The sequence below is a fragment of the Arthrobacter sp. TmtSoilC51 genome, assembly GCF_055388015.1.
Window position 1 is genome coordinate 4,711,873 of sequence record NZ_AP035877.1, and the last position, 23,344, is coordinate 4,735,216.

General features: G+C 61.7%; 25 protein-coding genes and 1 pseudogene. 15 read left to right on the top strand and 11 right to left on the bottom strand.

What is annotated here, in order from left to right:
- Positions 1-143 precede the first annotated feature (143 nt).
- The 7 genes from ACZ5G6_RS21520 (at position 144) to ACZ5G6_RS21550 (ending at position 6,092) form a co-directional block, all read left to right on the top strand.
- On the top strand, positions 144-1,052 hold the full coding sequence (locus tag ACZ5G6_RS21520; protein ID WP_223934819.1) for a fumarylacetoacetate hydrolase family protein: 909 nt from the start codon (positions 144-146) through the stop codon (positions 1,050-1,052).
- Positions 1,052-1,813, top strand: coding sequence for an SDR family NAD(P)-dependent oxidoreductase (locus ACZ5G6_RS21525; RefSeq protein ID WP_498688013.1), 762 nt, complete (start codon positions 1,052-1,054; stop codon positions 1,811-1,813). Before ACZ5G6_RS21520 ends, ACZ5G6_RS21525 begins: the two co-directional genes overlap by 1 nt.
- Positions 1,814-2,822: 1,009 nt before the next feature.
- Positions 2,823-3,419: an RNA polymerase sigma factor gene (locus tag ACZ5G6_RS21530; protein WP_498688017.1), complete on the top strand. Its 597-nt coding sequence runs from the start codon at positions 2,823-2,825 to the stop codon at positions 3,417-3,419.
- The gene (locus tag ACZ5G6_RS21535; protein WP_498688018.1) at positions 3,385-4,437 is read left to right on the top strand and encodes a CU044_5270 family protein; all 1,053 of its coding nucleotides are present in this window, start codon (positions 3,385-3,387) and stop codon (positions 4,435-4,437) included. Before ACZ5G6_RS21530 ends, ACZ5G6_RS21535 begins: the two co-directional genes overlap by 35 nt.
- A 100-nt stretch (positions 4,438-4,537) precedes the next feature.
- On the top strand, positions 4,538-5,116 hold the full coding sequence (locus ACZ5G6_RS21540; protein WP_498688020.1) for a chymotrypsin family serine protease: 579 nt from the start codon (positions 4,538-4,540) through the stop codon (positions 5,114-5,116).
- Between the two features lie 119 nt (positions 5,117-5,235).
- A complete protein-coding gene (locus ACZ5G6_RS21545) occupies positions 5,236-5,358 on the top strand; it encodes a hypothetical protein (protein WP_498688022.1) in 123 nt (40 codons plus the stop codon).
- A 596-nt stretch (positions 5,359-5,954) separates the two neighbouring features.
- Complete coding sequence (locus ACZ5G6_RS21550; RefSeq protein WP_223934823.1) at positions 5,955-6,092, top strand: hypothetical protein; 138 nt, start codon at positions 5,955-5,957, stop codon at positions 6,090-6,092.
- A gap of 21 nt (positions 6,093-6,113) precedes the next feature.
- Here the strand turns inward: ACZ5G6_RS21550 and ACZ5G6_RS21555 are convergent, their stop codons facing one another.
- Positions 6,114-7,262 (bottom strand): FG-GAP-like repeat-containing protein, encoded by a 1,149-nt coding sequence (locus ACZ5G6_RS21555; RefSeq protein WP_498688025.1) that lies wholly within the window; start codon positions 7,260-7,262, stop codon positions 6,114-6,116.
- A 210-nt stretch (positions 7,263-7,472) separates the two neighbouring features.
- Between ACZ5G6_RS21555 and ACZ5G6_RS21560 the strand changes: the two genes are divergently transcribed.
- The 4 genes from ACZ5G6_RS21560 (at position 7,473) to ACZ5G6_RS21575 (ending at position 11,717) form a co-directional block, all read left to right on the top strand.
- Complete coding sequence (locus ACZ5G6_RS21560) at positions 7,473-8,786, top strand: ATP-binding protein (RefSeq protein WP_223934826.1); 1,314 nt, start codon at positions 7,473-7,475, stop codon at positions 8,784-8,786.
- A gap of 115 nt (positions 8,787-8,901) precedes the next feature.
- Positions 8,902-10,146, top strand: a complete 1,245-nt coding sequence (locus ACZ5G6_RS21565) for a low temperature requirement protein A (protein ID WP_498688028.1) — start codon at positions 8,902-8,904, stop codon at positions 10,144-10,146.
- Between the two features lie 126 nt (positions 10,147-10,272).
- Positions 10,273-10,515, top strand: a complete 243-nt coding sequence (locus tag ACZ5G6_RS21570; RefSeq protein WP_498688031.1) for a helix-turn-helix transcriptional regulator — start codon at positions 10,273-10,275, stop codon at positions 10,513-10,515.
- Positions 10,512-11,717, top strand: coding sequence for a type II toxin-antitoxin system HipA family toxin (locus ACZ5G6_RS21575; RefSeq protein WP_498688033.1), 1,206 nt, complete (start codon positions 10,512-10,514; stop codon positions 11,715-11,717). Before ACZ5G6_RS21570 ends, ACZ5G6_RS21575 begins: the two co-directional genes overlap by 4 nt.
- A gap of 10 nt (positions 11,718-11,727) precedes the next feature.
- Here the strand turns inward: ACZ5G6_RS21575 and ACZ5G6_RS21580 are convergent, their stop codons facing one another.
- Positions 11,728-12,264 (bottom strand): HD domain-containing protein, encoded by a 537-nt coding sequence (locus ACZ5G6_RS21580; protein ID WP_498688034.1) that lies wholly within the window; start codon positions 12,262-12,264, stop codon positions 11,728-11,730.
- Between the two features lie 136 nt (positions 12,265-12,400).
- Entirely contained in the window at positions 12,401-13,189 is a 789-nt protein-coding gene (locus ACZ5G6_RS21585; protein ID WP_498688036.1) for an SDR family NAD(P)-dependent oxidoreductase, read from the bottom strand.
- Positions 13,190-13,311: 122 nt separating this feature from the next.
- Here ACZ5G6_RS21585 and ACZ5G6_RS21590 point away from each other — a divergent pair, with 122 nt between their 5' ends.
- Together ACZ5G6_RS21590 and ACZ5G6_RS21595 are read left to right on the top strand one after the other, a co-directional pair.
- Positions 13,312-13,950: a TetR/AcrR family transcriptional regulator gene (locus ACZ5G6_RS21590; protein WP_498688038.1), complete on the top strand. Its 639-nt coding sequence runs from the start codon at positions 13,312-13,314 to the stop codon at positions 13,948-13,950.
- Positions 13,841-14,257, top strand: a pseudogene (locus ACZ5G6_RS21595) (LexA family protein); the annotation flags it as partial. The gene ACZ5G6_RS21590 and the pseudogene ACZ5G6_RS21595, both read left to right, overlap by 110 nt.
- A 124-nt stretch (positions 14,258-14,381) precedes the next feature.
- On the opposite strand, the gene ACZ5G6_RS21600 reads toward ACZ5G6_RS21595, so the two are convergent.
- From ACZ5G6_RS21600 to gluQRS, 5 genes are all read right to left on the bottom strand, one after another.
- Positions 14,382-14,537, bottom strand: a complete 156-nt coding sequence (locus ACZ5G6_RS21600) for a hypothetical protein (RefSeq protein WP_498688040.1) — start codon at positions 14,535-14,537, stop codon at positions 14,382-14,384.
- 432 nt (positions 14,538-14,969) lie between these two features.
- Positions 14,970-15,227 carry a hypothetical protein gene (locus tag ACZ5G6_RS21605; protein ID WP_498688042.1) on the bottom strand — a complete coding sequence of 86 codons (258 nt, stop codon included), beginning with the start codon at positions 15,225-15,227 and terminating at the stop codon, positions 14,970-14,972.
- 47 nt (positions 15,228-15,274) lie between these two features.
- On the bottom strand, positions 15,275-17,953 hold the full coding sequence (gene mgtA / locus ACZ5G6_RS21610; RefSeq protein ID WP_498688043.1) for a magnesium-translocating P-type ATPase: 2,679 nt from the start codon (positions 17,951-17,953) through the stop codon (positions 15,275-15,277).
- A 422-nt stretch (positions 17,954-18,375) separates the two neighbouring features.
- Complete coding sequence (locus tag ACZ5G6_RS21615; RefSeq protein WP_498688046.1) at positions 18,376-19,500, bottom strand: serine hydrolase domain-containing protein; 1,125 nt, start codon at positions 19,498-19,500, stop codon at positions 18,376-18,378.
- A 24-nt stretch (positions 19,501-19,524) separates the two neighbouring features.
- A complete protein-coding gene (gluQRS, locus tag ACZ5G6_RS21620) occupies positions 19,525-20,412 on the bottom strand; it encodes a tRNA glutamyl-Q(34) synthetase GluQRS (protein ID WP_498688049.1) in 888 nt (295 codons plus the stop codon).
- Positions 20,413-20,749: 337 nt separating this feature from the next.
- On the opposite strand from gluQRS, the gene ACZ5G6_RS21625 reads away from it, so the two are divergent.
- Complete coding sequence (locus ACZ5G6_RS21625) at positions 20,750-21,208, top strand: Lrp/AsnC family transcriptional regulator (RefSeq protein ID WP_223937668.1); 459 nt, start codon at positions 20,750-20,752, stop codon at positions 21,206-21,208.
- A 3-nt stretch (positions 21,209-21,211) separates the two neighbouring features.
- Here ACZ5G6_RS21625 and ACZ5G6_RS21630 read toward each other — a convergent pair whose 3' ends face one another.
- Complete coding sequence (locus ACZ5G6_RS21630) at positions 21,212-21,667, bottom strand: Lrp/AsnC family transcriptional regulator (protein ID WP_498688051.1); 456 nt, start codon at positions 21,665-21,667, stop codon at positions 21,212-21,214.
- 102 nt (positions 21,668-21,769) lie between these two features.
- Between ACZ5G6_RS21630 and ACZ5G6_RS21635 the strand changes: the two genes are divergently transcribed.
- A complete protein-coding gene (locus ACZ5G6_RS21635) occupies positions 21,770-22,414 on the top strand; it encodes a LysE family translocator (protein WP_498688053.1) in 645 nt (214 codons plus the stop codon).
- Between the two features lie 19 nt (positions 22,415-22,433).
- Here ACZ5G6_RS21635 and ACZ5G6_RS21640 read toward each other — a convergent pair whose 3' ends face one another.
- Positions 22,434-22,901, bottom strand: a complete 468-nt coding sequence (locus ACZ5G6_RS21640) for an SRPBCC family protein (protein ID WP_498688055.1) — start codon at positions 22,899-22,901, stop codon at positions 22,434-22,436.
- A complete protein-coding gene (locus ACZ5G6_RS21645; RefSeq protein WP_498688058.1) occupies positions 22,898-23,266 on the bottom strand; it encodes an ArsR/SmtB family transcription factor in 369 nt (122 codons plus the stop codon). The genes ACZ5G6_RS21640 and ACZ5G6_RS21645 overlap by 4 nt, the downstream gene beginning before the upstream one ends.
- Between the last annotated feature and the right edge of the window lie 78 nt (positions 23,267-23,344).

A 23,344-nucleotide genomic window follows, 5' to 3' on the forward strand; every position in this document is an offset into this window, starting at 1 on the left:
GCGCTCCTTGCTTGGCAGCCGGTCGTTAATCTAGGTAGAGCTAAACATCCGATGTCTACCTTGTCAATGGGTCATATTTCCGTATTATGGACGGAAACAGCACACTAGAGCTCGGATGTTGGTCCCAACGCACGGAGGAAGCCATGACCTTGAAATTCGCCAGGCTCGGTACAGCCGGAAACGAACAACCGGCAGTCATCGCCCAAGACGCCCACGGTACACAGAAGTACTTCGATCTCTCGCCGCTGACCAACGACATCGACGGCGGTTTCCTCGCCTCGGACGGTTTCGCCCGCACCCGCGAAGCCCTCAAATCCGGGGAACTTTCGGAAATTTCCGCGGAGGGCCTGCGTATCGGCGCTCCCATTGCCCGGCCCGGCGCCGTGATTGCCATTGGCCTGAACTACACCGCGCACGCTGCCGAATCCGGCGCAAATCCGCCCGAAGTTCCAGTGGTTTTCCTGAAGCCGTCCAACACCATCAGTGGCCCATTCGACGCCGCACCCATCCCGCCGGGGGCTGAAAAGTATGACTGGGAGGTGGAACTGGCAATCGTGATCGGCAAGGAAGCGTCCTACCTTTCCTCGGTGGGCGAAGCAGCAGCATGCATCGCGGGCTACGCCGTGGCCAATGATCTCTCCGAGCGCGACTACCAGATTCCCGGAGCCGCCGGACAGTGGACCAAGGGAAAGTCCCTTCCCGCCTCCACTCCCCTGGGCCCATGGCTGGTTCCCGCAGCTGACGTGGATGCCAGCAACCTCCGCCTGAGGACCCTGGTGAACGGCGAAGCCCGCCAGGACTCAAACACCTCGGACATGATTTTCGACCCCGCCACGATCGTCCACCACCTCAGCCAGTACATGGTCCTCGAGCCCGGCGACGTCATCATCACAGGCACACCCGAAGGTGTGGCCCTCTCCGGTCGATTCCCGTACATCCAGCCCGGGGACGTGGTGGAACTCGAGATTGACGGCCTGGGACGCCAGCGGCAGGAATACTACCGCGCGCAGGCCGGGGCTGTTTCCGCCGCCCCTGCCCACATCAACGCCTGATGGCATCCCCAATGGGCCAGGAATTCGAAGGCCTGGCAGCACTCGTGACCGGCGGAGCCTCCGGCATTGGTGCGGCCATCGCAGACCGGCTCGCCGCCGGTGGCGCGCAAGTTGCCGTCCTGGACCTGACACCGGAAACCAGCCCGCACTTCGGCGTGGAATGCAACGTGGCCGATGACGCCTCGGTGCGGACCGCCGTCGAAACCGTTGCCAAGCAGTTTGGCCGCCTGGACATCGTGGTCAACAACGCCGGCATAGGCGCCCAAGGCGACATCGCCGCTAACGACGACGACGAGTGGCTCCGGGTCCTGAACATCAACGTCGTGGGAATTGCGAGGGTCAGCCGTGCGGCACTGCCACACTTGCGCGAGTCGCCGTCCGCGGCCATCGTGAACACCTGCTCGATTGCCGCCACCGCCGGGCTTCCCCAACGGGCGCTGTATTCGGCGTCAAAGGGTGCAGTACTGTCCTTGACGCTTGCCATGGCTGCCGATCACGTCCGCGAGGGCATCCGCGTGAACTGCGTTAACCCGGGCACGGTGGACACGCCCTGGGTGGGCCGACTCCTGGATTCCGCCGAGGACCCTGCAGCTGAGCGCGCCGCCCTCAATGCCCGCCAGCCCCATGGTCGGATGGTGGACCCGGCAGAGGTCGCAGGTGCCGTCGCCTACCTCGCGAGTCCGCTGTCCGGTTCGACGTCGGGCACCTCCCTGGCGGTCGACGGCGGCATGCAGGGTCTGCGGCTAAGGCCGGTTCAGTAGGGGCTGCTTTGGTTGGGGCTGGCTCCTGAGTTGGCTCACGGGCTGTGGTCTCGCGGAGCGGCAGGCCGCTGACCTGCGGTGATGTTCGCGGATGTACAGTTTTTTCACGCACTAATGGGATTTGTTCTCGGAGCGGAAACCTGTTCTCCCAGAAACTGTCAGGCTGGGTTGGTACGGGGGAAGTCCCGCCTGGTCCCCCAATTCCAGGCGGGACACTTGTGTCAGGAAGAGAGATGGACAGTGGGACTTCGAACCTTCCTAGGCAGGCGCCGAAACCCCTGGCCTTGAAGCGGGCTGTGCCCACTGCGAGCCGTCCACGCCGACCCGGCGTGGTTATCCTGTCGTGCCCCTCGTCCATGCTTGAGGTTGGATACCGAGTGACAATGGGAGGCTGGATATCCAACCGATGAGAGCAAAAGCTCACTACCACTTGGGCGGCCTCCTGTGTAGCCTACCGGGTACCCATCGGTTGTCGCTTGTGTGGCATGTCGCTTTGTGCCAGGCACGGGTGAGCGTAGCGAGCGACGCCCTGTCTGCTCGGTCTGCTGGCAGATGCCGGGCGAGTGACGGGCCGGAACAGCTGGGCAGCGACCGACTGATGGCCAAGGGTGTCCGAGTGGGCCCCAGGCGGCTGCGACAAGTGGCCTTGTACGGACAACAGCCCAGCCGCATGTAAGGCAACCAAGTGCTTTACAGGCCGGCGCAAAGCGGAGGACAATCCTTGCAACCAAACGAAGGGTCCGCGGCCGATTCCATCCCACTGCACTGCAACCACCAGTTGCCGTTGCCCTGCGAAACTCGTCCAAACCCTCCCCGGTCCGCATGCGCTCCCACGCGGTTCCTACTACGAACCCAAGTGGGACGGTTCGTCACTGCACCTTGTCAAAGTGCTTGAGTAAGGCGGCGTCCCAGATGAGATCCGAAGGCACGGATAGTCTGTGATCGAGGTCCAAGGGAGGAAGAAGGGCCGCTGCGTGAACTCTTTTGTGGCCAGCGGTCAATACATAGTGTGAGCACAGACAGCGAAATCATCAGGCGGTCCCGGGACAGCCCCGCAGTTTTCGGGGAGCTGTACGATCGGCATGCCTCAGCCATTTACAGGTATGCGGCCAGAAGAGCCGGGGAATTCGCCGCAGACGACGTCACCTCTGAAACCTTCTTGGTCGCTTGGGAGCATCTGGAAAGATACGACACGAGCCGGGACGACGCCCGGCCATGGTTGTTCGGCATCGCTACCAACTTGCTTCGACAACATCACCGGGCTGAAGCCAATGTCCTCAAGGCGGCCGCCAGGTCCGCGGAGCGCGAGGCAACTGCCGACGATTCAGACCGGATCGTTGCTGAGGTCGACGCCAAGGTAGCCACCGGGAGAGTTGCTCAAGCCCTCCGGGATATGGCTGCGATCGACCGGGAAACGTTGTTGCTCTACGCATGGGCTGATCTGACTTACGAAGGCATTGCCCAGGCCATGGGCGTTCCGATCGGGACGGTTCGTTCCCGCTTGAACCGTGCGCGGCAAACACTTCGAGCCCAGCTCAACCTTGAAAGACCTACCGAAACGGAGAACCACTATGGACGACCTTCAGCTGCTCCGCGAGATGCGTAGCGATGTCGGCTCAGCACCACCTGCTAAGTTGGCCCGGGGCAGGGAAAAAGTCATGGCCAAAGTGCAAGCGTCCGTCACCTCAGCACCTCAGCGGAAACCCACCGTTACACCCATCTGGTTCCGGCGACGTGCCCTTTTCGCTTCTGCCGCTGCCGCGCTGTTGGTCGGCGGTATCGTCATTGCCGATGTCGTCAGACCTGGAGGTCCGGGAACCACAGCAGAGGCGGCCGAGGTGCTGAACAACGCCGCCGCTGCAACCATTCAAACGTCCGACCCTGTGGTGGGACCCGGCCAGTATCTGAAGATCGCAACGAGGTCGGTCTTTGGAACGGGCGGGCAGGCTGCCGATGTAAGCGACGTGAGATGGGAAGAGACCACAAACAGCCAGATGTACGTGCCAGCCGACAGGGCAGATGTATGGGTCTGGAACCGGGAACCTCGCCTGATTTTGGACTCGCCGAGCGAGGAAGCCAAGGCCCTGCCAGACGAGGTCCGTAAGGCTCAGGAAGCCGAGTCGGATGGGCAACCTGAGTTCGTCGGGATTCTGCGTTCCCCGGGCGGCGTCTTCTATGGGAGTGAGCCGACCGTCATCGTTGGTACGCCGTTAAGGGAGGCCGCGAGTCTGCCTAGGGATCCACGGGCTCTGCTGGATTTGATCTACGAACGCACCAAGGGCGCCGGGAAGTCCCCCGACGGTGAGGCTTTCACGGCAATCGCGGACGGCCTGCGGACAGGAGTCGTTCCGGCTGACCTGCGCGCCGCGCTATACAAGGCAGCTGCCCTGATTCCCGGCGTTACGGTGACTGACAGGCACGCAATGATCGACGACCGCACAGGCATCGCCATCGGTATTGCATCATCTGACGGAGTGACGGGAGCGAACATCGTTATCGATCCTGCCTCAGGTCTGGTCATCGGGGTACAGTCCGTGTTGCTCAAGGACTATCCCGGATATCCCGCGGGGACCGTCACGACGTGGACCTCGCTGAGGACCTCCGTGGTGGACTTCGCTCCCTAAGCTGTCGCACCAGGGAGATTTGCCGCACATCACGGCGGGGCGGTCGCACTTGGGGGATGACCACCTCAAGTGGAGAGACTGAGCTTCTGTGGGGGAACGGGTGTCCGGCACGGGCGCCCAGTTCGGCACGCTGGAGTACCGAAAGTACAACGGCACTGACGGTGACTCCGGGCTCGTTCGACCCGACGCCGGCGTCGACGTGTACCAGACCATTGTTGATCCGAAGACAGGGAATGCTCCTGGCAGCGGGCATGTAACGGGAAAGATGCCCAGTGCTGATCAGACTCTCGGCACTGCGGTCGGCAAGATGGGCAATACAACAGGCTGGACTGAAGGAACGATCCAATACCGCTTTTTGGATTGGAACGGAGTTTACGTCTACTGCGCCAACTATGCCCGAGCCGGAGGTGATTCCGGCGGTCCCGTTTGGCGACAGGACAGCCAAGGTCTGCGAGCTGTTGGCATGCACGTCGGCGCCCTTAACTACAACGGTTCCATTCTCGGTTGCTACATCCCCATAGACACTCTTTTGAGTCAGTGGGGAGCGAGCATGAACTTCTGGCCAGCGTACGCAGCTCGTGGCACAGTTTCAGAGGAAGAATTGATGCCTCCAAGCCCGAGCAACGAGCTCCCGCCCGTACTCACAGCCGCCGATGGTGTGCAGCTGATCCTCGACTAAGTGGGCGTCTCCGGAAGGGGTAGCTGGGCAAACGTGTTTGCTCGCTAGTACAAACTAAATATGGGATGTCCTCCTGGCTGCTCAGAGAACCAATGCAGCTAGGAGGACATCCATTTAATATGCTCTCAATTCGTCACGGCAACCTGCCCACCGTCGACCAAGACCGCGAACGGCTCTTTACCATGCATGAGGATCCCGAATCTGTGCTGCGGCGGCTCTTCCGGGTTTTCGTCGACGACTGAATCTACTGCCCTGGCAGAACCGCCGCAGTGTTACCACCGGCGACCACAGTAGGGCCAAAGCGTAGGTCCGGGCAGTGCCAGCCCCCTCAGGTCATGCCGCCCATCGTGTATTCCAACGCCCGCAGGCATGTCGTCTCGCGTGCCGTGGAGGAACCGAAGCACCTCCCCCGCCAAAGCGCGGCCGTCTTCTGGTTTCCACTGTTGTTGCAGTGCTTTCAAAGTCATTGTGTAAACAAGCCTATTCCGCTGCCGAACGGAGTGGAGTACGCCTTAACGTTCTGGCCCCAACAGCCCCGGAGTCGTAACGTCCCACCAAGTGCTCGTAGTATCGTGGAAGTCAGGACCGCATTCTCCTGCTCGCTAGACCCACAGGTGGCTGAGCGCAGAATCCTGTTGAGCGGCCGTTTTCACGGCTTTATGGATAACCTGTCCACGGAATATCGGTCCCATCTTTGGCTTTATGGCCGCTCTTACTGCTTGGCCAGATCTACCGCACGCTCAATGCCTCAGCAACGGCAACGCCTTGACAAACATAGATGAGTCTCTGACGCGCTGTGAATGATGATCCCCTCCCTGCTCTGCAGGGATTACGGCCTGTGGACTTGCGGACCCGCGGCGAGGCATCAGCGCTGCAGACCGCTGTGGAACGGACCTTCGCGACCCGCTCGAAGTCGGGAACCTCCCTGGCCGTCGACGGCGGCATGCAAGGATTGCGGTTGCGGCCGGTCCAGTAGGGGCTGCTTTGGTTGGGCGTTTCAGTAGAGCCCGTTGAAGATGTTCCAGCCCCAACCGACGGTCTCGACGCCCTTCCAACCGCCGCGTCCGTCGCCGTAGTACATGACGAGGTCACCGGCACTGTTGACGCCGTGGACGTCGTTGAAGTCATCCCGGTTGAAGTCGCCAGCACTGCCAATCATCGTCAGCGCATTCCAACCCTGCCCGATCTGCCGAGCAGTGGTCCAGCTACCGTGGCCATCGCCGCCGTAGAAATACAGCCTGCCCGTCTTGTCCTTGGCCAACACGTCCACGTTGCCGTCACCGTCCCAGTCACCCGGTCCGATCAGGAGGTCCATCACGTCCCAGCCCTGGCCCACCTTGACCCGGGGACTCCAACTGCCAAAGGGCTGGGACGGGAAGATGAAGAGATCGCCAGTTGCGTCGCTGGCCAGCAGATCGTTGAGTCCGTCGCCGTTCCAGTCACCGGGCCCAATCGCATTGTCCATGGCGCTCCACTCCCAGGTGCCCTGGGCGTTATCAGTGTGGAATCCGCCGTCGCCTGTTCCCGGGAACCGGTAGAGCGTCTCCGAGGTGTTCTCGACCATCAGATCGGCAATGCCGTCGTGGGTCAGATCGCCCCCGGCAATGACCCTGGTAAACAGTCCCCATCCGGGGCCCACCCGACGGCTTTCCTTCCATCCCTTCGATGTGTCCTTGCCGAGGTAAAGCATCAGTGTCCCGTCATGGGTTCGGCCCAGCAGTTCGAAGACTCCGCGGCCTGTGAACCCGGCAGCCCGTAGTGGGGCACGTTCTACTACTGCGGTTTCCTGCGTCACCACTACCTTGCCGGCACACTTCGTGGGTGAACCACTGGCGACCGCAGAGATCCGTCCGCCGAGGTCGTCCAGGTTCACGACATGGAGGTATGGGGTATAGCGGGGATCCGGTGCAACCGGGTCCCCGTCGCGAAACCACTGAATGGAGTATCCAGGGTCCCCGTTTCCGCCGCAGTTGGCGAAGTAGGCCGGCGCGCCTTCCACGGACAGCACAGCGCCCACGACCGGGTGGCCATAGACCTTCACGTCCTGCGTGTCCGCTGCGTGCGCGGCCGGCGCCAAGGTTGTGCCCACCAGCAACGCAGCCATCAGGCACGCCGTGCTGATCCTCTTCCCGGAAAACAAGCCCACGGCTCCCCCTCGCCAACGTTCGCCACAACCGGTCTGTTGCGCCAATCCTAGATGGCGCGCGCGACGCCGAGACGAAAGCGGGTGCCGACAGGCCGCCGTCGTGGGTTCGCCGTAACGCAACGGGCCCGCAACGTACGGGACGGGTGGTTCGCCTATGCTCAACTCCAAGGAATCAACGGCGATCCACCAAGCACACCCAGGAGAAACCCCATGACCAACTGGCGTATCAGGGACTTCCACTCGTCCGATCTCGACGGCATCCTGCACCTCTGGGAGTCACTCAAGGCCGATGGCGTGGAGCCCGTGTACGCACTTTCTGAGGTCCTTGCCTCGTGCGAAAAGGACCATGCAGTGGTGGCCGTCCAGGGCGACCAAGTGGTTGGCGCCGCCGTTGGGCGTGCGGCGCATGACCAAGGCTGGGTCGTTTTCCTTGCGACGCTAACCGAGTTCCGCGGACGCGGCATCGGCACGTCGTTGCTGTCCGCGGTCGAAAACCGGATGGCTCCGCACGGCCTCAACAAACTGTCCGCGCTCATGCCGGAAACCGAGACGCGGGTGGAAGCATTCCTGGGCCGCGGCTTCGTGGTGAAGAAGAACCTGCGCTACTTCGAGCGGACCATTCCCGTGCAGCGCCAGGAGCTGGAGCCGCTGAGCCTGTTGGGTGGCCGTATCCTTGCCCGTGACTTGTGGGAAAACGTGGCGGGGATGAAGCGCGAGAAGGAACTGTTGGAACGCCGGTTGGTCCTCCCGTTGGCGGAGGCGGACCTCGCCGACGAGTACGGCGTGGTGCCGCCGCGCGCCGTCGTGCTTTTTGGTCCTCCGGGCACCGGCAAGACCACGTTCGCCAAGGCTATTGCGTCGCGGCTCGAGTGGCCGTTCGTGGAGGTGTTCCCGTCGCGCCTGGCATCGGATCCCAAGGGCCTCGCGGGGGCGCTGCGTGAGACGTTCCTGGAAATCGCCGAGCTGGAACACGCCGTGGTGTTCATTGACGAAGTGGAGGAGATCGCCTCGCAGCGCGCGGGCGATCCCCCGTCGCCGCTGCAGGGCGTCACCAACGAGCTCCTCAAGATCATCCCGGCTTTCCGCGAACAGCCAGGCCGTCTCCTGGTCTGCGCCACCAACTTCATTCGCGCCCTGGACACCGCGTTCCTGCGCCATGGCCGGTTCGACTACGTCATCCCCATCGGCCTGCCGGACGTCCACGCCCGCGAGGCAATGTGGCAGCGGTTCATCCCCGCCACCGTTGTGGACGACGTCGACATCGCCCAGTTGGTGGAACGCACCCAGGGCTTCTCGCCGGCGGACATCGAGTTCGCCGCGCGCAGCGCCTCCCAGCGCGCCTTGGAAAAGGCCGTGTACGACGACGCCGCTACTTCGGGTGCGACGTCCACCGTTTCATCGAACGGACGGAAGGGGCCGGTCACACAGGACTACCTCGACGCCATCGCCGATACCCGCACGACGGTGAGCGATGAGGTGTACCAGGAGTTCCTCGAAGACATCGATGTGCTGGGACGTGTTTAGGGGCTCCATCCGCGAGCTCGCCGGAACGCTGCGAGTTCGCCGGAGCGTTCCGGCGAATTCGGACGCTCTCCGGCGATCTCGGCGCGGGAACAGCTGCACCGGTAATCTTTGACCCATGTCCACGAATCCCCTGCGCCATGCCCTTGCCCGCATGGGCGGCCGCGATCCCCACGAAAAGCACCGCACAGCTACCCCGCTGGAACTCTTCTTCGACCTGACGTTTGTTATTGCCTTCGGGGTTGCCGGCGGCCAGTTCGCCCATGCAGTGGCGGAGGCGCATTTCTGGGCAGGACTCCTTGCGTTCGCTTTCGCCATGTTTGCCGTGATCTGGGCCTGGATCAACTTCACATGGTTCGCCAGCGCATACGACACCGATGACTGGGTGTTCCGGGTGGTCACCATGGTCCAAATGGTGGGCGTGCTCATCCTGGCCATGGGCATAGAGCCGATGTTCCACTCGATCATCGAAGGCAAGCACGTGGACAACGTCGCTATCCTGCTCGGCTACATCATCATGCGCGTGGCCCTGATCTTCCAGTGGCTGCGCGCTGCCCGTCAGGACCCTGCACGCCGTGAAACGTGTTTGCGGTACGCAAAATACGTTGCACTCGTACAAGTGGGGTGGGTCGCGGTCCTCGTGATTGATGCGAGCGTCGCCACTACTTTCCTCATGGCAACCCCGTTGTTCATCTTGGAGATGGCGGCGCCATACTTCGCAGAACGGAAGATCCGCACCCCTTGGCATGCCCACCACATCGCCGAACGCTACGGTCTCCTGGCCATTATTGCCCTGGGCGAGTGCCTGATCGGCGCCATTGAAACGCTGCGCGCAATCGTTGCCCTCCACGGCTGGACCTTGGATGCTGCCTTGGTTGGATTGAGCGGGACAGGGTTGGCCTTCGCCATGTGGTGGATTTACTTCATCCTGCCTTCAGGCCCAGCCCTTCACGTACAGCGTCACCGCTCGTGGATCTTCGGCTACGGGCACCTCCCCCTTTTTGCAGCCATCGCTGCCACCGGCGCCGGACTCCACGTTGCCGCGTACTTCATTGATCACGAGGCACACATCAGTGGAGCCGTCGCCGTTGCCTCGATTGCCATCCCGATTGTCCTCTTCAAGGTTTCGCTCACCACTCTCTACGGCGTCATGCTTGGCCCAGACCGGGAGCTTCTCTTGAGCTCAGCGCTGGTGGTGATCGCATTGGCGGGAAGCATCGCCATGGCGGCAGCGGGAGCATCCCTGCCTCTGTGCATGCTGGAGATGATGGTGGTGCTTGGCCTCTCGATAATTTTCGATGAGCGCCGGGGACACAAGGGCCGTGCTGCAGCGCTTCGGCGCTTGGAGGCGGCGGCGGGCTGAAGTCCCCCAAATGATCCGGTACGTTCGTGCCGATTTCCCTTGGGGACGCCTTGTTTCCTCCCTTCTTACGGTGCAAACTAGAGGAACCGGCACGTTCGTACCGATTTGTAAGAAGGTGAGGACCTGATGCCAGCCAACAGCCTCATGGCCACTTTGGGCCCTGAAGTGCGCGCCCGCCGTGCCTCGTTGAGCCTTAGCCAACAGGACCTCGCCGATCTCGCAGGCGTTTCAGAACGGTTCGTTCGATTCGTGGAAACGGGCAAGAGCACGGTCCAGCTTGAGCCCCTTTTGGCTGTCCTTGACACCCTTGGCTTGGAACTTTCCCTCCGCCAAGCAGGCAGGCCTGCGGCTTCTGAGACAGCAAGATGACCTTCCACCGCATCGCCGACGTCTACAAGCAGGGCATTCTGGCAGCGCGCCTCGAACGGCATGAGGGCGGCACCAAGTTCAGCTACCTCCCTCGCTACCTCGACGCCGGCCTACCCGCCGTGGCAACGACGCTGCCGGTGAGCGCCGAGCCCGTGTTCACGCCGAGCGGTGCCGTCCCGCCCTATTTCACTGGCCTGCTGCCTGAGGGCCGGCGGCTCAACTCGCTACGGCGCAGCGTCAAGGCGAGCGCGGACGACGAACTCGCCCTCCTCATGGCAGCGGGCGGCGACGCCGTGGGCGATGTCCAGACGGTCCCCCACGGCGAGGCGCTGGCGGAAGGGGGCGCCGCCGTCGTGCTTGATTCAAAACTGCCGCTGGACTTTGATGCGCTGCTGGGAGATTCCGGACTGATCGATCCCGTGGCCCTGGCGGGCGTGCAGGACAAGTTGTCTGCGGGAATGATTTCACTCCCCGTGGCGCAGGCGGGCAAGCGGTACATCCTTAAGCTCAACGCCCCGGAGTTCCCCTCCGTTGTGGAAAACGAGTTCCTGATGTTCCGTTACGCGCGTCGGCTGCGGATTCCTGTGAGCAACGTGCAGTTGGTGCACGACGTCGGCGGCCGGGCGGGCCTTCTGGTGGAGCGTTTTGATCGGGTCACCGCAGCCGACGGCTCACCGCTGCGGCTGGCCGTGGAAGATGGAGCCCAGATCCTGGGGCTGTACCCTGCAGACAAATACAGCGTTCCCTTCGGCGAAGTCTGTTCGGCGCTGGCCAGGCATTGCCCTGCCCGCCTCCCGGCACTCCGGAATCTGGTCATCCAACTGGCGTTTGCCTGGCTGACGGGAAATGGTGATCTCCACGCCAAGAACGTCTCGATGGTGGAGGCGCCCGGAGTTCTTGGCGCACGCGAATTCACCATCGCCCCGGTATATGACATCCCCTCCACAGTGGTTTACGGCGACAAGACGCTCGCATTGGCCGTCGGCGGGAAGAAGACAGGCATCTCCCGCAGGCACTTCCTCGCTTGGGCCGTGAAGCTCGGGCTGACGGAGCGGGCTGCCCAGCACTCAGTGGACGTCGCCCTCAAAGCCACCGCCTCGTTGATCAGCGACCTCGACGGCGGTGCCTCGCCCTTCGCGGCGAGGCAAACCAAAGATTGGACGAAGGAACTCAAGCATCGTCGGCGCCTGCTGGAGGCCTGACGCACCGGGATTAATCGGGAACGATCTCGTCCAGCTCCCGGAGCAGATACGGGTTGATCCGCTGCAGGATCATCTCAACTTCTTCCCGCGGCACGGCCGAGTAGAGCACTGGGCGGGCGTCGGCGTAGCGGGTCATGGGCGGCTTATCGGGCCATTTCTCTGCCAGCGCCTGGACTCGTTCGGGCAGGGAATTGTGGGCATTATCGGCAATTTTGACCAAGGTGGCATCGTGGTCTTCGGCCACAAACCGGATCCCTGCTTCATAGTCGTCGGGGTCGTCGTGGAAGCGGCGCGTGACGCGTTCGATGATGGCAAGGGCCCGCTCGGAGACGCCCATTTCCAACAGGGCTTGCCGCGTGATGGGAGTGTCCTCGGCAATGTCGTGAAGGTAGCCCGCAATCTGGATGTCCTCGTCGAAGTCGGCGAGCGCGTCCCCCACCGCCAGGACATGCTCACGGTAAGGGCGCTTGAGCTTGTCCTTTTGGCGGTTGTGGGCCACCTCGGCGAGTACCTTCGCCGTCTCAACGGTGAAGCGTGATTCGGTCATACTGGCCTCCGGATAGATATAGGCACCGAACAGGGATCGGACCTTTCTTCAGGCTATCCGCAAAGTTCCGCACAGCGCCTATCCGCAGATTGGCGCCACTCCTGCACAGGCACTACTCCAGCCATGGTGCCAGGTTCTACTCCTGAACAGCTCGGGCAGCGATGCCCACCGCGAGGGCCCTCGGCACGCGCTGCGCAAGACCGGCTGCGATCCGGTTGGCCCAGCCAGACACAACGCTTGCCGGCGTTCCGGGGCGGTCCAGCGCCTTGAGCGCCGTTTGGACAACCTGCGCTGAGGTTTGCATGCGTCCGACTGCCGCGGATTCACTGCCGAGGACATCGAAGAACTCGGTGCGGGTGGCGCCCGGGCAGAGGGCAAGCACACTCAGGCCGGAGCTCTTGGCCTCGTGGGCAACAGCTTCGGTAAAGCTGAGGACGAACGCCTTGGTGGCCCCATAGACGGCCATGCCAGGGATGGGTTGGAACGCGGCGGTGCTGGCGACATTCACCAGGGCACCCTTGCCGGAGGAGAGCATACCCGGCATGAACGCTCGGGTGATATCCACCAAGGCAGCTACGTTGAGTGCGATCTCGGAAGCGATGACGTCTGGGTCTTCCTCCACCAAGGGAGCGCGGGTTCCGAAGCCTGCATTGTTGATGAGGGTGTCCACGGTGATTCCGCGGTTCGCCATTTCGGCCACGAGCTCCTGGCCAACACCGGGGCGACCTAGATCCATGGGAAGCACTGTTACGGCTACGCCATGTTCAGCTCGCAATTCCTTGGCCAGCTCTTCCAGGCGGTCCGCGCGGCGTGCCACGAGGACAAGGTTGGAGCCACGCGCGGCAAAGCGGCTTGCGAATTCTGCGCCGAGCCCGGAGCTGGCGCCTGTGATCAGCGCGGTGGTACCGGAATAGGTCATGGTCATGGCGGTTCCAATCTGTAAACTCCGGCTTCGGATACGCCGGCCTGACTCGAAGTAGTCAATGCCAACATCGTAGGCAGTGTCTACATTGTTGTCAATGACTACTTCTTCGGTAAACTATGTTCATGACTGACCAGCCCTACCACCACGGCAAGCTGCGTGAAGCGCTGCTGGAGCGCGCCATGGAAACCATTGAGCAAGCGGGCGTCGACGGACTCTCCCTGAGGCAGCTGGCCCGGGACCTTAACGTCAGCCACGGCGCGCCGGCCAAACATTTCCGCGACAAGCAAGCCCTCGTCGACGCCTTGGCGCTGGCTGGCTTTGAGTTGATGAACCAGCGCATACTCGCGGCTGCCCACGCAGGAGATGACCTTCGTCAGCGCTTTGCAAGCGTGGCCACCGCCTATGTGGACTTCGCCGTTTCCCACCCGGCGCTCTTGACCGTCATGTACTCCACCAAGCATCACCCCGGGTCCAGCACTGAGTTGCGGAACATCGGCGAACAAGGGATCCACGTAGCCCGCGCCCTCATCGCAGAGGCACAGGATGACGGGGCCTTGGCCCCGGGCGACACAGAAACCTTGGCCATGGTGTGCTTCGTGAGCTTGCATGGCGCCGCGCTCCTGGCGGCAGGCAAGCAGCTGGACGGCAACAGTGTTGAGGACGTTGTTGCTGCCACCACTGACACGCTGTGGGCGGGCATGGCCACCGGGGTTCCAGCAGCACAGCCCGCACAAACTACCGGCGGCCCAGGACTACTTTGAGGGCCGCATTGATCTGACCGAACATCTGATCCAAGAGGTGATCGGCACCTTTATCGTCAAGGTCACCGGGGCAATCCATGGAGCAGGCGGGCAGCAGCGACGGCGACGAACTGATCGTGAACCGCGCGCTGGAACCCAAGGATGGTTCCGTTGCCGTGGCGGTCCTGGACGGGGAGCTGACGATCAAGCGACTCAGGATCACCGACCGCGGTGTTGTCCTGCAGGCCGATAACCCACGCTTCCCGGATATCGAGGTTCCAGCCTTGTCGGAACTTAGCATTGGGGCGAGGCCGCCAGGTGCCTGCACCTGTACTTGCTTCTCAATGGCATTCTGAGAATAGAACTGGAGATCACTGTCAATCGTCAGCTTCACGGTGTCCCCGTCCGCAGCCGGCGTCACTTGATTGGCCGCTGTGGGAATGATGATCCCGTCAGCTCCAATGGAAGGTCCGCTCAGCGTCTGCACCCTTGAGTTGGTCATTGAGGGTCTGCTCAATGCCCACCGCGCCGCCCTCTTCGTTGATGTAGCCAACAATGCTGCCGGCGGGAAATGTATCCGCAGCAGAGTTTTCGCGAGGTGAGCCCACGATGTCGTCCTGACTTGGCCGCTGGACTTCGCGTCCAGCGTCTAGTCGAGGGGTTCTTCGAATAGGTAGCCCATGCGTCCTGTTTTACGCCAGCATGGTCTACGACAGGGCGGGGCGGCACGAATCCTCTCGCGATGAGTGAAAACAACAGACAGCCCGTGAACAGCCGTAGGGGCACCCTAGGGGCGAAGATTCTGGAAGAAGAACCCGATGATAAACAGGACCCCGACCATGCCTGCCAGTGACATGTTTCCTTGATCCATCGTCCCAGCAAGGGACACGACAAGGCCTGCTGCGCCGCAACCTTGAATGACCAGCTAGGGCACGAATGTGCCCGGCAGCTGCTCAGTGCGGCGTATGCATCGCCACGGCTCCGATGAACGAGACCGTTCTCCCTTCCGTCGGGTCAGGGCATCGGGCCAAATCTCATCATCAAGCTTCGACGAGCTTGATGATCTCAGATTCCCGCTCAAGTTCCTTGGACCAGTACTCCGGATACCTCATCATCAAACGATATTGGGCCAGGAGCTCCCCGAAGAGTGCCCTCAACAAGGACTCGTCGTCCTCCACCAATTGCCGGACCAACTCCACGCTCAGCGGGACACCCAGCAATCGCTCTGCCGGGACGACAACTTCGTGGAAGGTGTCCTGATATTGGAACCTGAAGGAGTACTCAACAGCGATGTGCATCTGCCAACATCCCTTTCAACACTCGACGGACGTGCTTGGATCGGCGATCAAATACTAAGGGCGGACTCCTCTGCCGCGCTTGGCAATTTACCCGCAGTGCTGAAGCGGGATGCACGCCTGCTGATGTGATGGGTTGCCCTGCGCCGAGGGACAGGCGTTGAGGTGGTGGGGGTCTGTTGCTTGGCGCGGGAGAAGAACCATTGTTTGGCGAACTCCACCATGGTTAGGTAGATGATCACCATACCTATGAGGGCAAGAAAGAAGGGCGCCGGCAACGGATCGAAGCCGAGGACTGGTCCGATCGGTGATAGGGGAAGTGCGACGCCCACCGCGACGACGCTCAGCGATGCTATGGTCAGCCCTGCCGAGGGCCTGCTGCGGAGAAAGGGTACCTTGTGGGTGCGGATCGCGAAAATGATCAGGGTTTGGGTGGCGATTGATTCAATGAACCAGCCAGCCCGGAACTCCCCAGGGACAGCATTGAACACCAACAGCATCAGCGCGAACGTCGCGAAGTCAAAGACCGAACTGATAGGCCCAAAAAGAAGCATGAAGCGTCGGATGAAGGCGATATTCCAGTGCGCGGGAGCACGGAGTTGTTCTTTATCAACCCTGTCGGTGGGAATGGCCAGCTGCCCGGCGTCGTAGAGCAGGTTATTGAGCAGGATCTGACTGGGCAGCATGGGCAGGAAGTTTAACACCGCCGAGGCAGTGGCGGCGCTGAACATGTTCCCGAAATTGCTTGACGTGCCCATCAGGACGTACTTGATGGTGTTGGCGAAGATCCGCCGTCCTTCCCCGACCCCGGCGGCGAGGACTCCGAGGTCTTTGTCAAGCAAGATGACGTCGGCCGCGTCTTTGGCAACGTCGGTGGCCGAATCCACCGATATGCCGATATCGGCCTTGTGGAGGGCCAGAGCATCGTTCACCCCGTCGCCCAGGAACCCTACGGAACCGCCACTCTTGCGGAGGGCAGTGATGATTCGTGCTTTATGTTCCGGGGACACCCGGGCGAAAATAGAAGCCGCCCGTGCCGCGGAGACCAATTCATCATCAGACATCCCATCGATATCGGCCCCGTTGAGGGTGCCACCGGAATCAATTCCGATGTCGGCGCAGACTTTCTCTGCAACTTTGGCGTTGTCGCCGGTGGCGATCTTCACCGTGATCTGTAAGGACTGGAGCCGGTCCAGTGACGCTTTTACGTTCGCCTTGGGCCGGTCCAGAAAGATCAGAAAACCCGCCAGGGTGAAGTCCTGTTCATCCGCCTCTGAGACTTGCCTCAGTCCAGGGACGTCACGGTAGGCAACCGCCACAACCCGGGATCCTGCGGCAAACTGCTCATTCAACATCTCCAACGCGGCCCTGGCTGTCGGACGGCACAGGGCGAGGATGTCTTCCGGGGCACCCTTGGTCATCAGTTGCTCCCCGCCCCCGGGTTCGTGAACCAGCACCGTGGTGCGGCGTCGTTCGTGGTCGAAGCTGATGAGGTCCAGACGTGTGAACCGTTCAGGGGAAAGCCGTGCCGCTTGCGGGCTGGCCCAGAGGGCCGCATCCAACGGGTTTTGGCCGGCGACGGAATTTCTGGCCGTCGTGTAGTCGGCCTCAGTGGCCAACAATCCCATAGTGAGTACTTGATCCGGGGTCGTGGGCGGGGCTACTGGCAGTGCTCCCGTGAAACTGATCCTTCCTTCGGTCAAGGTGCCGGTCTTATCGGTGACCAGGATGTCCATATCGCCCAAGTCTTCGATGCAGACCAGACGTTTGACGAGCACTTTCTGCCGGGCCAGAAGTCGTGTCCCAGTGGCCAGGCTGGTACTCACGACAGCGGGGAGAAGTTGAGGTGTGATACCGACAGCGATGGCCAGCGAGAAAAGCAGCGATTCAATGATGGGCCGTTGAAGCAACATGTTGATGAGGAAGATCAGCGAGGTCAGACCAATGGCCACCTGCAGCAAGAGGAAAGAGAAACGTCGAAGGCCGAGCTGGAACTCAGTCTGCGGCTGACGCTCTCCCAAACCTGAAGCGATTCGTCCAAATTCCGTGCCGCTTCCGGTGGCCACGACCACCCCGGCTCCCCCACCGGAATGAACAACAGTCCCCATGAACGCACACGATGTCCGATCGCCCAGGGCTGCGCCATTGAGAACAGGAGTCGGACCTTTCTCCGTCGGCAGTGACTCCCCGGTAAGAATGCTCTCATCACAGAGCAAATTGTTCGTCTCCAACAGTCGCAGGTCTGCAGGAATAATCGTCCCGAGTCCCAGCTGGACGACATCGCCGGGCACAACGTCCGTCACGTCTACGGGTAAGGTCCTGCCCTCCCGAAGTACCAGAGCCCGGTGCGTGATTTGGGAGTGCAGGGATTCCGATGCGCGCTCAGCTCTGAACTCGTTGCTGAATCCCAGCCCCACACTAACCAGAAGGATTACTCCGATGACTATCGAATTGGTCGCATCCCCCAGGAAGAGTGACACCGACGCGGTGACGAACAACAAGATCAGAATAGGACTAGCGAGCTGACGACCCAACACTGCCCAAGCATTCGCCTGATGCGACAGGACTGCGTTCGGTCCCACGATAGCCAATCGGGCTGCCGCTTCCTGATCCGATAAGCCAGAAAGGTCAGAACCGAGCTGCCGCAGCACCCCATCAACATCAAGGTTTGCCGCTGTCGCGGTGGAAAGCTCCAGGAACTTCCGCTCCCGACCATCAACAGAAGTCATTCGATCCGTCCCTTTAGAAACGAACAGTCAAGCCAGAGGCAAAACCCGCAGTTCTGGAGTAAACGTCCAAAAGGACCAAAAATTGACGTGACTCCTGGCTGGAGTCTTCCATGATGCCTAGGGGTCTGGGAACCCTTCGCCGAGCCACCCAAGGTCCTACATTTTAAGCATCAGCCGCCACCTGACCGGTTTGCCATGCCGGGATGGCCGCGACAGAACGAGTTCTCGCCGCTGTGAATCTCGCTATCACAGGTTTCACCGGAGTGCCCGTCGTCCAGGCGGCAGCACTTTCCCCATTCCGGGAAGTCCACGACTGCCTGGTACACGAGAAGCATCATCACTCGCTGGTATAAAGGGGCATTTCCCGTCTGGCGGGATCGGTGGGCGTCTCAGAAACCATTAGTTTTTCGAGACGGGGAAAACTACAAGGCAAGCCCTGCAATCGCCTCCCGGACGGCCGAACTGAGCAGGAGATTGTTGCATCCAATTCCTCCGGGCTCGGCCTGTTGCGGGACGTATCCAAAGCCAAGTTCATACACAGGGTCCGCGAACCCCAAAGACGCGCTGGCGCCGTCGTGCCCGAACGCGCGGTAGCTGCCGAAGGGCATCCGGCTGTGCGACTTCATGAAGACCGTGGCGAAGCAACCGGTCTCGCCGAAGACGCGATCGATCCCGAACACCTGCTCAGCTGAAACCCTGCGGATGGTCTCCTCCGTGAGAAGAGGTGCGACGGCGGTTTGGCCGCCGGTCGCCAACCCTGTCACCGCCGCAGCGTAGATCCTGGCCATGCCCTCGGCGCTGGAAACACCGGCTACCGAGCTCATACCCGCAGCGCGGACCTCGCGGATGTTCGGAAGATCCAGGATGTCGCCCACTGCAGCATTGGCCGCCAAACCGAAGTGGCTGGCCGGGTCCACCCACGGCGACGCGGGGTCGGCCGCCCAGCGGAAAGGCGCGAAGCGTTCTTCCTCAACCTCCGGTAGCCCAAGGTAGAAGTGGGCACCCGTCACGGACCGGATGCGCTGTTCGAAGACGTCCTGGAGCGTTGAACCGGTGATTCGCCGGCACAGCTCTTCCATGAAAATGCCAATTGTCAGGGCGTGGTAGCCGAACGCCGCGCCGGGCTTCCATAGGGGCGGAAGTTTGGCGAGCTTCGCGGCCGCGAGTTCGGAATTATTGACTTCTTCAAGGCTCACGCCTCCCTCGACGCCCAACAATCCGGCCTGGTGCGAAAGGAGTTGGGAGACGGTGATGGACGCCTTTCCTTCAACACCGAACTCCGGCCAATACTTGACCACTTCCGCGTCGAGATCCAGTTCGCCGTCCTGGACCAGCAGCGCCATGACCAGCCCGGCCATGCCCTTGGAACACGAGAAAACACCGGTGACGGAATCAGGACGGGCGTGCGGTCCGTAGCTGAGATCCAGCACCTTCTCGCCGCGGTGGTACGCGGCAACCTGGGCAGAATAGTCGGGGTCCTGTTCCAGGAAACTGCCGAAGAGCTCAGCAACGGATTCGAAACCTGGGGCGATCACCTGTGAATGCATCCAGACAGCCTACTTGGCACGCACTCAGGCCATGGGCGTTTTCCACACCCAAGGCTCCCTCGGCAGCCTCCCAGGGTCGAATTCCGGGACGGCATCCTGCAAGGAACCAGCCGGTAGTCCCAACGACTCAAGGAGGAGGTCGCGTACGCGCTCGGCTGAAACTCCGACGGCGGCAAGGTCGCCCAGCGTCACCGCACCGTCGCGCTTTGCCAGCCTCACGCCGTCGTGGTTTACCACCAGCGGAACGTGGGCATACTCCGGCACTGGCAACCCCAAAAGGGTGGCCAAGTACGCCTGCCGCGGAGTGGACGGAAGGAGATCATCGCCCCTGACCACCTGGTCGATTCCCTGGGCGGCATCGTCTACTACGACGGCCAGGTTGTAGGCCATCACGTGGTCGTTACGCCGCAGCACAAAGTCGTCAACCACACCCACGTAGTGGCCGTGCAACTGGTCCTCAACAGCCCACTCATCGACGTCCGATCGCAGGCGTATGGACGCCGGACGCGACGCCCGCCGTATCTCGCGCTCGGCCTCCGACAACCTGCGGCAGGTACCCGGATAGGCACCTTGCGGAGAGTGCGGCGCAGACGGCGCTTCCTGGATTTCGCGGCGCGTGCAGAAGCACTCGTAGGTGCGGCCCTCGGCAGTCAGGCGCCCAATTGCGTCCTCGTACAGCGGTCCGCGCTCAGTCTGACGTACGACGGCGGCGTCCCAACTGACGCCGACGGCCTTCAGGTCGCGGAGCTGCTCAGCTTCCGCGCCGGATCGGGCCCGGTCCAGGTCCTCCACGCGCAGCAGGAAGTCGCGGCCAGTCGATTTAGCGAAGAGCCAGGCGAGGATCGCCGTGCGGAGATTGCCTACATGCAGTTCGCCGGAAGGGCTAGGGGCGAAGCGGCCTGCAGATGTCATGGTCCAAGCCTATGCGTCCGCACACACCACAAGAGCCCCTCAGCTACCGCAACGATCCGGTGGCTCAGGGGCTCTTGCTGTGCTGCCCGACAGGCGGGCGGGTGCGGAATGACAATGCTGTGAACAAGAGTCAATCAGCGGCTGCTTCCTTGCGGGAAACCTGTACAGGGGTCCGGGTGGTGTTCCAGGTGCCTGCTGCCTGCGGGATCCGGCGGTAGCCTCGCCCTGCTTCGTTGTCACTATTTCAGCAGTACGCATACAGTAGGTGCAACAGACGTGGCATTGAGTGGTCGATCTGACTAATCACAGTTGAATTCGCAGACAGGAAGTGGTCACTTTGCAGGAACTCGACGCTACGGACCGCAGGATCATCGCCGCACTTGATGAGGATCCCCGCGTCCCCATCATGGTCCTTGCCCAGAAACTGCACCTGGCGCGCGGCACTGTCCAGTCGCGACTGGAGCGGATGACGGCATCGGGGGCATTGCGCGCCAACAGCAGCCGTGTGCTGCCCTCGGCACTCGGCCGGGGTGTGGCCGCTGCTGTGAGCGCCGAACTCGACCAGAGCCACCTCAATGAAGCCATCGCTGCCCTGCGGGAAATCCCGGAGGTGCTCGAATGCCATGCTCCTGCTGGCGACACAGACCTCATCATCAGGGTGGTAGCCAAGAGCCCGGATGACCTCTACCGCGTCTCGGAAGAAATCAGGCTCTGCCCGGGAATCGTGCGCACATCCACCAGCATGTTCCTGCGCGAAGTGATTCCCTACCGGACAACCGGACTGCTGAAGGAATAGCGCTCAGACCGGCGGCCCGATGTTGGTCTTCAAGTTCTTCATCACCAATGTGGAAGTGAGACGCTCAACAGCCGGGAGGGCTGCAAGCTCGTCGTCATAGAAGCGTTGATAGGCAGGGAGGTCGGCCGCGATGACCTTCAATAAGTAGTCCGGCGAGCCGAACAGCCGCTGAGCCTCAACGATGTTGGGGCTTGCGGTGACACGCTCCTCAAACTCCGCCATGATGGTGCGCTCCACTTGCCGGAGCGTGACGAAAACAATTGCCTCGAATCCGAGCCCCACCGCTGCTGGATCAACGTCCGCGCGATAACCCCGGATAACTCCGGAAGTCTCCAGATCCCGGAGCCGGCGATGGCACGGAGCAACCGTCAAACCCACCTTTGATGCCAGGGCAGTGGCAGTCATTCGGCCATCCTCTTGGAGGTGGCGCAAAATACTTCTATCAATCTTGTCAATCACGCAATGATCTTACCCAAATCACCGGTTTCAGGGATAAATCGGGGAACACTTATGGGCGGATTTTCCCTAGAGTTTTCCTACCACTACACCCCTGGAGAGATCGTGAATCCACAGCTGTTCCTCGCCTTCTTGCTCGTCGCAGTGTCCTTGGCCTGCACTCCCGGCGTCGACTGGGCTTACTCGATCTCGGCCGGACTTCGCCAGCGCAGCTTCGTGCCCGCCGTCGCCGGGCTATGCAGCGGATATGTGATTCACACCGTGCTTATGACGGCAGGCCTGGCAGCCCTGCTCGCGGGAGTGCCCGGCCTGCTGGGTTGGCTCACGATCGCCGGCGCCGCCTACTTGTTGTGGCTCGGCTTCGGGACTATCCGTTCCTGGCGAGGGGCCACCTTCAGTGCGGAAGGCGCCGTCGTGCAGTCCGGCAACCAGCTCCGGACGTTCTTCCAAGGCATGGGCACCAGCGGCATCAACCCTAAAGGCCTGTTGTTCTTTGTGGCGCTGGTGCCGCAATTCGTCAGCCCCGAAGCCGCACTTCCTGTTCCTGTTCAGTCGGGGCTGCTAGGGCTGACCTTCGTGATCCTCGCCGGCCTGGTGTACACCGGGGTCGCATTGACCTCGCGGAAGCTGCTCGCTTCACGTCCGGGCGCCGCGCGCGTGGTGACGCTGGCCAGCGGGATCATCATGATTGGGCTGGGAGCAGTGCTGTTGACGGAGCAACTCCTTCCCCTTGTGGTGCGGGGCGCGTAGCGGCGAGGGCCAGCCCAGCCTAGGCGGCAAGAACCTCGTCAAGTCGCTCGTACCCTTCGATCACGCCATAGTTCATGCCCGTGGCCAGCGCCATGTCGCGCGCTTCCACCGATGGGTAGACCTCGTGGACCACGATCTTGGTGCGGCCGTCGATTTCCTCGAACCTGGTGGTACTGATGCCCACCTGGCCCGGGGCGCCGTCGAATTCGAAGGTCATGATGATCAACTCGTCGGTGTCTACGGTGTGGAAGACCCCGCGGAATCCGTACATGGCGGTCTCGTGACCACTTTCGTAATGCCAACTGCCGCCGGTGGTTGCGTTGTATTCGGTGACGTTGAGCTTGGCGTCCCGCGGACCAAGCCATTTGGCCAGGAGGTCCGGGTCCACGTGCGCCTTGAACACTGCACTGACCGGTGCATCGAATTCGCGGACGGTATCTACGAACGGAACGCCGTCATCAGCGGTGATTGCTGTTGGATTGCTCATTGCAGTTCCTCTTCTTCTTCTTTACTTGGGATCCCTGCGGGATCAGGACCCGTTTCGGCCAGGAGTTCGTCGAGTAGCCGGAAGCGACGCTCGGCGATCAATCGATATTGGTCTATCCATGCCGTCAGCTCTTCGAGCGCGGCTGCGTCCAGATGCACGGGCCTGCGTTGGGCTTCGCGCGAGCGGGTCACCAAACCTGCACGTTCCAGGACCTGGATGTGTTTTGAAACAGCCTGCTTGGTGATGGCGAACGGCTCTGCCAGTTCATTGACTGTTGCCTCCCCCCGTGACAGCCGGGCGACGATTCCCCGCCGGACGGGATCAGCAAGGGCCATGAACGCCTTGTCCAGAGCGTCTGGATCCATAACCCTGCGCGACCTTTCGTTATCAACCAAATGCTTTATCAATCATTTGGTTGATTACAAGATTACGCTTACATCAGC